10 protein-coding genes are annotated in these 11,361 nt (G+C 64.4%); 7 read left to right on the top strand and 3 right to left on the bottom strand.

What is annotated here, in order from left to right:
* From AC1DO7_RS35040 to AC1DO7_RS35030, 3 genes are all read left to right on the top strand, one after another.
* Positions 1–618, top strand: a 618-nt coding sequence (locus AC1DO7_RS35040) for a TauD/TfdA family dioxygenase (RefSeq protein ID WP_477117161.1), incomplete at its 5' end; no start/stop codon positions are given.
* A 117-nt stretch (positions 619–735) separates the two neighbouring features.
* A complete protein-coding gene (locus AC1DO7_RS35035) occupies positions 736–1,497 on the top strand; it encodes an SDR family oxidoreductase (protein ID WP_441619577.1) in 762 nt (253 codons plus the stop codon).
* 90 nt (positions 1,498–1,587) lie between these two features.
* Positions 1,588–2,577, top strand: coding sequence for a Bug family tripartite tricarboxylate transporter substrate binding protein (locus AC1DO7_RS35030; RefSeq protein ID WP_441619575.1), 990 nt, complete (start codon positions 1,588–1,590; stop codon positions 2,575–2,577).
* Between the two features lie 124 nt (positions 2,578–2,701).
* Here AC1DO7_RS35030 and AC1DO7_RS35025 read toward each other — a convergent pair whose 3' ends face one another.
* Positions 2,702–3,613: an adenylate/guanylate cyclase domain-containing protein gene (locus tag AC1DO7_RS35025; RefSeq protein WP_477117160.1), complete on the bottom strand. Its 912-nt coding sequence runs from the start codon at positions 3,611–3,613 to the stop codon at positions 2,702–2,704.
* Between the two features lie 264 nt (positions 3,614–3,877).
* Between AC1DO7_RS35025 and AC1DO7_RS35020 the strand changes: the two genes are divergently transcribed.
* Together AC1DO7_RS35020 and AC1DO7_RS35015 are read left to right on the top strand one after the other, a co-directional pair.
* Positions 3,878–4,492 carry an HD domain-containing protein gene (locus tag AC1DO7_RS35020; protein ID WP_441619571.1) on the top strand — a complete coding sequence of 205 codons (615 nt, stop codon included), beginning with the start codon at positions 3,878–3,880 and terminating at the stop codon, positions 4,490–4,492.
* 121 nt (positions 4,493–4,613) lie between these two features.
* Positions 4,614–5,645: a patatin-like phospholipase family protein gene (locus AC1DO7_RS35015; RefSeq protein WP_441619569.1), complete on the top strand. Its 1,032-nt coding sequence runs from the start codon at positions 4,614–4,616 to the stop codon at positions 5,643–5,645.
* Between the two features lie 49 nt (positions 5,646–5,694).
* Here the strand turns inward: AC1DO7_RS35015 and AC1DO7_RS35010 are convergent, their stop codons facing one another.
* Positions 5,695–6,558, bottom strand: a complete 864-nt coding sequence (locus AC1DO7_RS35010) for a cytochrome c (RefSeq protein ID WP_441643428.1) — start codon at positions 6,556–6,558, stop codon at positions 5,695–5,697.
* 702 nt (positions 6,559–7,260) lie between these two features.
* Between AC1DO7_RS35010 and AC1DO7_RS35005 the strand changes: the two genes are divergently transcribed.
* Complete coding sequence (locus tag AC1DO7_RS35005) at positions 7,261–8,640, top strand: amidohydrolase (protein ID WP_441619565.1); 1,380 nt, start codon at positions 7,261–7,263, stop codon at positions 8,638–8,640.
* Between the two features lie 377 nt (positions 8,641–9,017).
* Positions 9,018–10,340: a (Fe-S)-binding protein gene (locus AC1DO7_RS35000; RefSeq protein ID WP_441619563.1), complete on the top strand. Its 1,323-nt coding sequence runs from the start codon at positions 9,018–9,020 to the stop codon at positions 10,338–10,340.
* A gap of 159 nt (positions 10,341–10,499) precedes the next feature.
* On the opposite strand, the gene AC1DO7_RS34995 is transcribed toward AC1DO7_RS35000, so the two are convergent.
* Positions 10,500–11,361, bottom strand: an 862-nt coding sequence (locus tag AC1DO7_RS34995) for a LysR family transcriptional regulator (protein ID WP_477117159.1), incomplete at its 5' end; no start/stop codon positions are given.

Genomic DNA, 11,361 nt, shown 5'->3' with positions numbered 1-11,361 from the left:
CCGTTCCACACCGATGGCGCGGATGTCGTCGGCCTGCTTTGCTTGCGCACGGCGAAAGAGGGCGGGGTCAGCAGCATCGCCAGCTCCATGGCCATTCACAATGCCATGCTGCAAGAACATCCGGACCTGCTGGCGCGCCTGTACCAGCCTTTCGCCTTCGATCGCCGGCATGAGGAAGCGCCCGGCCAGGCGCCGTTCACCATGACGCACGTGTTCACGTGGCATGGCGGCCGGCTGTTCAACCGGTATATCCGCAGTTTCATCAACACGGCCCAGCGCTTTCCCGAGGCGCCGCGCCTGGCGCCGGAAGACATCGCCGCGCTGGACCGCTTCGACGCCTACACGCAGGATCCGCGCTTTCGCATCGATATGGAACTCGCGCCGGGCGACATGCAGTTCCTGAACAACTACGTAATCCTGCATTCGCGCACCAGCTACGAGGATCATCCCGATCTGGACCGCAAGCGCCACCTGCTGCGCCTGTGGCTGTTCACGCCGGGTTTGGCCGACGTGCCCGAGAGCTTCAGGCTGCGGTACCTGCTCACGGATGCCTGGGCGAAGAATCCCCGGCCGCCGATCTATGACGTGAACCAGATCATGGGCGTGACCACGCACTGAATCGCGCCGCATGCGGCGGGTGACACCGTGCATCGCCATGCGGGCGGATGAATCCATCAAGACATCAAAGCATCGAAGCATCGAAGCATCGAAGCATCAAGGCGAAGGAGTACAACCATGAAGTCTCTGCACGGAAAAACGGCCTGGATCACGGGCGGCTCCAGCGGCATCGGGCGGGCCTGCGCGCTCTCGCTCTGGCAGGCCGGCGCGACCGTGGTCATCTCCGCGCGCAGCCAGGAGGCGATCGACGCCCTCGTGGCCGAGTGCGGGAACGAGCGGATCATCGCGCTGCCTCTCGACGTGGCGGACCGCGCAGCGGTGGAAGCGGCCGGCCGGCAGTTGCAGGAGCGCATCGGCGCGGTGGACATCCTGGTCAACGCGGCGGGCATCAACGTGGCCAACCGCAAGCTGTCGAAGCTCACGCCGGCGGACTGGGACCAGGTGATCGACATCAATCTCAACGGCGCGTTCTACTGCATGCACGCCGTGCTGCCCGGCATGCGGGAGCAGGGCGGGGGCACCATCGTCAATATTTCGTCCTGGGCCGGCCGCTTCGCCTCCGCGCTGACCGGCGCCGCCTACGGTGCAAGCAAGCATGCGATGGCCGCCATGACCCTGTCCGTGGCGATGGAGGAATGCGCCAACGGCATCCGCGCCTGCGCGATCTATCCGGGCGAGACGGCCACGCCGATCCTGCTCAACCGTCCCACGCCGCCCTCGGAGGAAGACCTTGCGCGCATGCTGCAGGCGGAAGACGTGGCGGCAGCGGTCGATTTCGTGATCTCGATGCCGGCGCGCGCCACCATCAATGAACTGGTCATCAGCCCGACCTGGAATCGTGCCTTCCTCGGGTTCCAGCCGCCCCCGAAGCAAGGCTAGTACAGCGGCGGTTCCGGGGCGCGCGCCGCCGCGAACCGCTGCCTTTGCGCATGACCGGTGCTTACCCGGCACGGATTCCAGGAGACAACGATGAACCGACGCATTTGGATGGAAGGCCTGCTGTCCACCGCCATGGCAGCGCTGATTGCCGGCCCGCTCCAAGCCCGGGCCCAGCCGGCGCCGCCGTGGCCGTCCCAGCCCGTGCGCATGATCGTGCCGGGCGGGGCCGGCTCGGGCACCGACCTGATGGCGCGGCTGTTTGCCGAGCCCCTGTCGAAGGCCCTCAGGCAGCCCGTCATCGTCGAGAACCGGCCCGGAGCCAACGGCCTGATCGGCAACGACATGGCCGCCAAGGCGGCGCCTGACGGCAACACCATCCTCTTCAGCAATGCCTCGGCGGTGTCGGTCAACGCCGCGCTTCGCGCTACGCTGCCCTACGATACGCTCAGGGACCTGGCGCCGGTCATCCAGGTCAGCGCCGGCGGCGTGCTGCTGGTGGCAGCCGCGGGCGTGCCGGTACGTGACTTCAGCGAATTCCTCGAATACGTGCGCGCGAATCCCGAGATCGCCTACGGCACGTGGGGAGTCGGCTCGACCGGGCACCTCGCAATGGAAGCCATTGCGCACGACAGGCAGCTCCGGATGCGGCATATCCCCTACAAGACCATGGGGCAACTGCTCACGGACCTGCAGGGCGGCGTGGTCAAACTTGCATTCGTCGATGCGCGCTCGCCCGTCGCCCTGGTCCAGGCCGGCAAGCTGCGGCCGATCGCCATGACCGGCACGCGCCGCGCGCCCATGCTGCCAAATGTGAAGACGCTCAAGGAGCAAGGATTCAGCTTCGACCTCGATGGCTGGTATGGCTTTTTCGTGCCGGCACGCACACCGGCCGGTATCGTCAGCCGGCTCAAYGGCGAGATCACGCGGGTCATGCTCGACCCCGGGCTGCAGCCCGCGTTTGCGCAGCAAGGCCTGGCATGGGTGGGGCGGAACTCGCCCGAACAGTTCATGCAGGTGATCCGCAACGACATCCGTGCATGGAAGGACGTCGTCGTGGCGGCCCAGGTCAAGGCGGATTGAGCGGGGCATGGCCCGCCCCGCACGGCGCATCCGTCGCCGGCGGGCACCGTGGTGCCGGCTGCTGGCTCAGGTGGCGCAGGCGACCCTTGCCTGGCATCGGGTGTCGCGGCACTCACTTTGACGCTCAGCGGCCTTCAACGTAGAGAAAGAACTCAACCCGCTCGCCCGCGGACTCCATCGACTGGCCAAACGTGATCCAGCCATGTCCCCTGAGCGCGACTTCGTCGCGGCGCAGGACGAATTCATCTTCGCCATCGATGGTGACATGCGTGCCGTTCGAACTTCGATCGGTCAGCACATACCTGCCCGCGCGCGACTCGACCGTCGCCTGGAATCTCGACGCCTGCCGGTCCGCCACGACAATATTCATGGCGCTGTCGCGGCCAATGCTGACCGGCGTGGAGGTGGCGTTCATTYCGAGCAGCGTTTCCCGGTACCTCAGCGTGAGCAGCGCGCTGCGCAAGGCGCGCGGACTCGCCACGGYCATGACGGTCATGTCGGCGTTCTGCTGCCATATCGCTTCGAACAGATCGACGGGCGGTTCCTTGCCGCGCACCTGTATCGGGTACAGGTAGCGGGTCATCTGGCGCAACCTCTCCGGCAGGCGCTCCACGGAGGTCCTGCTGGTGATGATCTGTCCACGCGAGGCGAGCTTGGAGAGGCGGGCGGCGAGATTCACGGTGTCGCCGAACACGTCGCCCGATTCATCGGACAACACCTGGCCATGATGAAAGCCGATATGGACCGACATGGGCACGCCGGCAATGGGCGGAAGTTCAGAAACCGCCACCTGCATGTCGAGTGCTGCCTGCATCGCCTGTTCGGCCGATGCAAACACCACCATGATCTCGTCGCCGATGGTCTTGACGACGCGGCCCTGGACGGCCCCGGAGCAGGATTTCATGACGGCGATGCAGCGGGTGATGGCACCGAAGGCGACCGTATCGCCGGCCGTTTCATATAGCCTTGTACTGCCGCTGACATCCGCGAACAATACCGAGCCGTCGGACGCCTGAGGTACTGGTTCTCGGTCCATATGCATCAATCCGTCCGGTCGATCGGCTGGCCGTCAAAACGTCGTCGGCAAACTGCGCTTGCACTTTGGGCATTCTGGCACCGTCGCCGGGGTTGCTCAACTTGAATTCGCGCGCCGGCTGCGCCGCGATAGTGCGGCAGAGTACTTTGGAGGCGATCCTTTACCGCCTCACCGGCGCGGCCGTGGCGCATACTCATGCTGATCCGGGGGACGCGCGTGACGCGAATGAGACCCGCCCCGGGGCTCCGTGGCGGGGGAGGCCAGATGAACCAGACGCAAGCGCGCTTCCTGGCGTTGTGGTCGCGCTGTGGCGGCATCCACGGCGAGGCCACCTATGCGGACCTGGCACGCCACTACGCCGAGCCGGCGCGTCACTATCACACCCTGCACCATGTGCGCCGCTGCATGCGCGACCTCGACCGGGTGCGCGACGCGGTCCCCGACCCCGATGCCGTGGAATTGGCGCTCTGGTGCCACGACGTGATCTTCATTCCCGGAGCCAGGGACAACGAGCAACGCAGCGCCGAGTGGTTCGTGCAGCGGGCCGGGGGGCGCATCGCGGCGGCGGGGCGCATCGCCGACATGATCCTGGCGACCCGGCATGCCGTTGCGCCGCCCGATCCGGACGCCGCCTTCACCGTTGACATCGACCTGGCGGTTCTCGGTGGCGGACGTACGCATTTCCGCCAGGACGGGGCGCGCCTGCGGGCCGAGCGCCCCGATCTCGACGAACGGACCTACGATGCGCGCGAGCGTACCCTGCTGGGTGCGCTGCTGGCGCGTCCACGCATCTACTACACGGACATATTCCACGCCCGCTGCGAAGCCAGCGCCCGTCGCAACCTGACGTGGCGGCTCAGCCTCCCGGCGCCGCATTGAGCCCCGGCAGCCATCGATCGAGGAGACGCCAATGTCCCAACCAGCGCGAGCCGCAGCAAGCGGCCCCCGGCGCAACGCCAGGCGGGCAGCGCCAGCGACGCCGGCAACCGAGGAGGGCGCCGTGCACGGGACGTCATCCTCCCCGGTCCGCCGCATCAATATCGCGCTGCAGGGAGGCGGCAGCCACGGGGCGTTCAGCTGGGGCGTGCTCGATCGCCTGCTCGAGGATGACCGCATCGAGATCGACGGCATCAGCGGCACCAGCGCCGGAGCGGTCAACGCTACCGTGCTCGCCTACGGCCTCGTCAGCGGTGGACGGGAGGGGGCGCGCCGGATGCTTGAGGCATTGTGGCGCGGCGTCGCCGACTGCGCCCGAATGAGCCCGCTACAGCCCTCTTGGCTCGACCGGATGATGGGCTTCGACCAGTTGAACCTTTCGCCGGGGTGGCTGATGTTCGACTATGTCACCCGCTTCTTTTCGCCCTACCAGCTCAACCCGTCCAACCTGAACCCGCTGCGCGACATGCTGGCCCGGATGATCGATTTCGAGATACTGCGCAATTGCCGTAGCCCCAGGCTCTTCCTGTGCGCCACCAATGTGCTGAGCGGCCGCATACGGGTGTTCGGCAATCACGAAATCAGCATCCAGACCGTGCTGGCCTCGGGCTGCCTGCCCAGCCTGTTCCAGGCCGTGGAGATCGAGGGGGAGTACTACTGGGACGGCGGCTACATGGGCAATCCGCCCATCTACCCCTTGATCTACGAGACCGACGCCCGCGATGTGCTGATCATCCGCATCAATCCGATCCGCATTCCAAATGTACCGACTACGGCACGGGAAATCCTCGACCGGGTCAACACCTTGAGCTTCAACTCGTCGCTGATGCGGGAGATGCGCGCGATCGAGTTCGTCTCCAGCCTGATCGACGAAGGCGCGCTGGATCCCGCGCGCTACCGGCGCATGTTCATCCACAGCATCGATGCCGAGACCGAGATGGCCAGGCTCGGCGTATCGAGCAAGTTCAACGCGGACTGGCACTTCCTGAGTGAGCTCTGCGCGCTGGGACGCGAGCGCGCCGATGGCTGGCTGAAGGCAAACTTCAGCGCGCTGGGACAACGCTCCTCGACGGACATCGTCAAGACCTTCCTGTGAGTGCAACCATGACAGCAACCGTGGCGTGGCAATCAAGGTAGCAGCGGAGTCACGAGCCTGCCGCAGACGCCGCCACCTTGTGTCCGGCCATATGATGCAGATACGCCAGCAAGTCCTTCAGGTCGGCGTCAGACAGCGTTTTCCTGTCGATCGCTGACATGCGCGCGTTGGGCCACCAGCGCAGCGCCTGCGGGTCACGGATCAGTTTGGTCAGCTTGTCGTCGCCCAGGTACTCGACCGGGCTGTATGGCACGTTCAGATCGGGGCCAAGCTGTGCATCGCCGACCCGGTTGAGGGAGTGGCACGAGAAGCAAACGCGCTGGAACGTCGCAAAGCCGCGCATGACAGGGCCGTCGGCAGGCAGGCCGGCGGCGGGCCGGATGGCCGCGAAGCGCTCGGCAGGCGAAGCCGTGATGTCGATGCGCACGATGTTGTATGTCCAGAGACTCTCGTTGACCACGGAAGCGGCGTGGCCCGACGGAACTGTCCAGATCAGGCGAAAGGGCCCGATGTCCTGGCCCTTGAGCGTTGGCCACGGCGCGGCCGGGTTCTCCACCGCCAGCCAGGCGCGCGGCTCGTCGGCGCTGTCAGCCAGCAGCAGGCGCATCGGCAGGTGCGAAATATAGCCATCGCCGGCTGCAGTCGTCGCACTCGCGTCGGGCGTCACCGGCATGCCGCGCAGCAGGACCGCCAGGGGAATGGCCTTGAACGTCAGGCGGCGTTTCAGATTGTCGTCGTCCACCGTCACATCGGTCAGGCGACGGTCATTCAGCAACCCGTCGCGCGTCCAGTTGCGCTGTTGCGTGCCAGCGGAAATGGTCAGCGTCGCCGTGTCCGCGGCGCACGCCTGTCCTGCCAGGAACGCTATTGCACAAGCAAGCGCGCCGGCGGCCTTTGCGATCCAGCTTTTCATGCGTCTTTCTCCAAAGCGCAGGAGATAGGTACGGCACGGCTGCCATCAACACGCGTCCCGCGCGATCGGGCTCCCGCAAAACACCGCGCAAGCCGGGAGCGCCTAGGCAAGATGAGCGACAGACGAATGTGCCCGTTTTTGTCCGAGCGCACAGTGTATTCGAAAGCGTGGAGGCGGAGTAGGCGATCCGCGCCTGCGTCGCCGCGGCGGAACGCGGCGGGCAGGTCGAAGCCGCAGGGAATGCCTATTCGGACCACGCCAGGGTCGGGCCGAAGTCGGCATGGGTGTCGCGGAAGACGAATCGACGGCGAGCCTACGCCGGCACTGGCGCCATGTCCCTAGGGATAGCACCGAGGACATGGAGATCGGTTCCTTCTTGACCATGCGGATATGCCTGACTACCATGTAGACGCTGGTTACATTGATGCTTGCGACAGCCGGGAGTGAAGGGCGGAAAAGCCCACCGCTGCCGTTGATCGTTCGCCTCATGATATGACGAACATCATTTCATTGGCATGAGCTCGCAAAGACGCGAAGCGCAAGGGACGACACACGACAGAAAAGCTCGGACAACGAGTTGAAGGCAGTCGCATGAATCCACAGCAAGGAGGGGAGAAAACCGCCAGCTTCCCTTGCGGCAGGCTGTACCTGCATCCCGCAACACGGCTTGCATCAAACCAACAACAACGAAGGAGATCCCGCATGGCTGTCCGTCATAACGCATCCCGTTCCACCACCCGCATTGCCCTCGCCAGCGTCGCACTCGCCGCCGGCCTGCTCTGCAACGCCGCGCTGGCGCAGACCGCGCCGGCCCCCGCCAGTGCCGACACCCTGCACGCACAGATCGAGGCGCGCGCCAAGGCCGTCGAAGCCCAGCTCATCGCCTGGCGCCGCGACATCCACCAGCATCCGGAACTCGGCAACTACGAGACCCGCACCGCGGAGCTTGTCGCCGACCACCTGCGCAAGCTGGGCATGGAAGTGGAGACGGGCGTGGCCAGGACCGGCGTGGTTGGCGTGCTCAAGGGCGGCAAGCCTGGTCCGGTGGTGGCGCTGCGCGCCGACATGGATGCGCTGCCGGTGAAGGAACGCGTCGACGTGCCCTTCGCTTCCAAGGCAAAGGGCCGGTACCTCGGCAAGGAAGTGGACGTCATGCACGCATGCGGGCATGACACCCACGTGGCGATACTGATGGCGACGGCCGAGGTGCTGGCCGGCATGAAGGACCAGTTGCCGGGCACGGTCAAGTTCATCTTCCAGCCAGCCGAGGAAAGCCCGGCGGATTTCGAGCCCAACGGCAGCAATATGTGGGGCGCCAAGCAGATGGTGTCCGAAGGCGTGCTGGACAACCCGAAAGTCGATGCCATCTTCGGCCTGCACGTTACCAGCGGCATGGAATCCGGCAAGCTCGGCTGGCGCAGCGGCCCGTCGATGGCGGCGGCCGACCAGTTCTGGATCGACGTCAAGGGCCGCCAGACCCACGGTGGGCGTCCGTGGGGCGGGATCGACCCGATCGTAGTGGCYTCGCAGATCGTGATGGGCCTGCAGACCATCCAGAGCCGGCAGGTCGATGCCATGCTGGAACCGTCGGTGATTACCGTGGGCACCATCCACGGCGGCAACCGCATGAATATTGTGCCGGAGAGGGTCGAGATGATGGGCACCATCCGCACCTATGACGAAGGCATGAAGAAAGACATCCATGCCCGCATGAAGCGCACCACCGAGGCCATGGCAACCAGCGCTGGCGCCGAGGCCAGCTTCCGCGTGGTGGAGCTGTACAACGCCACCATCAACCAGCCGGCCCTCACTGAGAAGATGGCGCCCACGCTGCAGCGGGTGGCCGGCGAAGGTAACTGGATGATCGCGCCCAAACGGAGCGAATCGGAGGACTTCTCGTTCTACCAGGAGAAGGTGCCGGGGCTGTTCTTCTACCTCGGCGTGACGCCCAAGGGCCAGGATGTGAGCAAGGCGGCCGCCAACCACTCGCCCGAGTTCTATGTGGATGAGCCGGCCCTGGTCAGCGGCGTGCGCGCGCTGTCCAACCTGACGGTGGACTACATGCTGATGGCGCAACGCTGAGCGCCCGGGCGGGCAGCGAGTCGGTGCCGACGCGCGACATGCACTTTGCCGCGCAGGAATCCGCGCCGTTCAGCCAGATGGAAGCCGCGTTCGGATTGGTTCCTGGCGGCGGCGCGGCCCGGCTCCTCACTCGTCTGACGGGCCGCGGCCGCGCGCTCGAGGTTCGCCCATCGAGATGCAGGCGTGCGAAGTCGCCTTGAGATTCCGGGAACATTACGCTGCCTGGAGAAGAGCCGCAAATCTTGAGGAATTGGGGCGAAATTGCGGCACGCTATTCCAGAAAGGAATCAACTGAAGCCAACTTTTCGCGGGCGGATCGCCACAATGGTTCTCAAGCGCCCGACATTGGGCGGGAGAGCGGTGCCTCAAGGATCCCCATGGAAAACAACACCCACAGTCCCCAGATTTTGAGCAGCTACGTGGCCCGGTCGTGGCAGGATCTGCAAGATGCTTGCACTCGATGCGGGAAGTGCGTGGAAGTCTGCCCGGTCGTGCCGTTTGCCGATGCCGCGGGGGAAGACCCGAAGGCCGTAGTGAAAGGCGTGTTTGATTTTGTCGGCGAGCCGGACGCTACGATCTCGAAAGCCTCGTACGCGTGGGCAAAGCAATGCAATGGGTGCGGGGATTGTATTCCGGCGTGCCCGGAAGGCATCAACCCACGCCGCATGCTAGCCCTCGCCAATGCCGAGATTGCGCGACGCACAAGTCCTACGCCACACCTCTTTCACAAGCTCTCCCGCGCGATTCGCATCATGGTTTCCATGCAGATGGTGCCGGCTGACGCCGCCCGCCTGCTGAGGCCAAAGAAGCCCCGGCCCGTCGACGTCGTGTTCTATACGGGTTGTAATGCGATTCGAACGCCGCATGTGCTATTCAATGCAATGTGCGTGCTTGACGCCCTTAGCGTCAATTACGAAGTAATGGGCGGCCCCGCGTCATGCTGCGGGATCGTCCACAGCAAGTGGGAAGGGGATTTGCCAAAAGGCGGCAGGGTGAGCGAGCAGACGCTCCAGAAATTCGGTGATTTCAAGCCGGAACGCGTCCTGAACTGGTGCCCGTCCTGCCAGATTCATTTCACGCAAACCATTGAAGGGTACCGCGAGGTCAAGTTCGATATCGATCACATCACAAAGTACCTGATCGAGAGGAAGGACCAGTTGCGCGCGCTCTTTACCACGCCCGTCAATATGCGCGTGCTCCTGCATACCCATCGAGGCCTGCTGCAGGTTAGCCAGGACGTCAAAGAGCTCTTGCAGGCCATCCCCGGACTCACGATCGTCGATGAAGTGGAAGAGCAGGGTTATATGTGCGGCAATTCCGGCTCTGACCGTTGCCCAGGACTGAAGCAACAGGAGCGCACTAGGACGGTCGACCATTACAAGCGCGGCGACATGGATGCCGTTGTCTCGCTATACCATGCCTGCCACCGCAGCCTGGCCTCCGATGGCAAGGTGCACGGATTCAAGGTAGTGAGTTTCACCGACCTGCTTGTCCGTGCGCTCGGACATGAGCCCTATGCGGACATGCTGGAACAATTTCGTGGCCGTGACGACTGGCGTACGATGGTGGACGAAGCTGCGCCGCTGCTTGAGGCGAACGGGATCGAAATGGATCCGGACGAGTTGGCCGCCGTCTTGCCTGACGTATTCTCCATGGCGGAGTATCGAGGCGGACTCGCTGCGTTCGCGCCGGGAGAATAGGCGTTATTCAAGTCAGCTTTGGCGATCTTCGTGCTTGAGTAGAGTTGCGGCAGAATGCCGCGACCCTTGCTCCGGTCGCGTATGAGCCAAGCTCAAAATGCCAGGGCTGCGGCACGAACGAAGGACGCGGGCCCCGCCCCGGCGCCGAGCCCGACATCCTCATGCTGGCTTCATGGCCGAATGCAGGGCGGTGCGGAACTTCTGTACCGCTGGCGACATATAGGCTTTCCTGCGGTAGAAAAGCTGCATGCGGGTCTCGAACGCTGTCTCGTAGGGGAGCGCAACGAGATCTCTTCCAGCATGGGTCTGGAGCATTTGATCCGTCAGGATCGTGATCAGATCGCTGTCGCGTAGCAATGACGGGAGGAGTGCGGTTGATGCGTCGGTCTCGATGACGACCTGTGGCGCGCCGAGCCCGTGCTCCTGAAAGAATTTGCTGACGAGTTGGCGCATGCCGTGACCAGGGAGTGGCAGTAACCACTGCGCGGACTTGAGCAGTGCCGGCTCCACCGATGCAGATGCCAAGGGGTGGCCACGCCTGGCAGCGATAACGTACCGCTGACGGCCAAAGTCATCGGACTGGAGTTCGTCGGGTATGGCCTCCGGCATGAAGCAAAGCGCAAGATCCAGCTGGCCATCTTTCAACTCTTCGAAAAGCAGTGTCGACACCTGCACGGAGAGCGCAAAGGATATTTCCTTTTCGCGCTTTGTATAGCGTGCCACCATCGGCAGAAGTGCGGATTCCAGGAGTGCAGGCACGACGCCGAGACGGATCCGCCCCGCAGACGCAGACTTGACAGCGGACATTTCGGCGTAGGTCTGCGCGACGGACTCTCTCACATCCGCAATGCGCTCTAACAGGACGCGTCCTGCGTACGTCAGTTCAACACCTCTTCCACCTCGATCGACGAGCCGGACTTCGAATTCGGCCTCCAGTCGCTGCAAGATCTTTGTGACGGTCGATTGCGTCAGGCCCAGTTTCTGCGCAGCGCGATGCAGGCTGCGAGCCTCAGCCAGTACC

This window comes from Cupriavidus sp. 05N40, from assembly GCF_056397305.1.
The sequence above is the reverse complement of the archived record's forward strand: the minus strand, read 5'-3'. Positions and strand labels throughout refer to the sequence as shown.

What these genes read in the sequence shown, in the direction of transcription:
- AC1DO7_RS35035 (WP_441619577.1), top strand. Translation starts at nt 736, where the DNA reads ATGAAGTCTCTGCACGGAAAAACGGCCTGGATCACGGGCGGCTCCAGC.
- AC1DO7_RS35010 (WP_441643428.1), bottom strand. Translation starts at nt 6,558, where the DNA reads ATGAAAAGCTGGATCGCAAAGGCCGCCGGCGCGCTTGCTTGTGCAATA.
- AC1DO7_RS35020 (WP_441619571.1), top strand. Translation starts at nt 3,878, where the DNA reads ATGAACCAGACGCAAGCGCGCTTCCTGGCGTTGTGGTCGCGCTGTGGC.
- AC1DO7_RS35000 (WP_441619563.1), top strand. Translation starts at nt 9,018, where the DNA reads ATGGAAAACAACACCCACAGTCCCCAGATTTTGAGCAGCTACGTGGCC.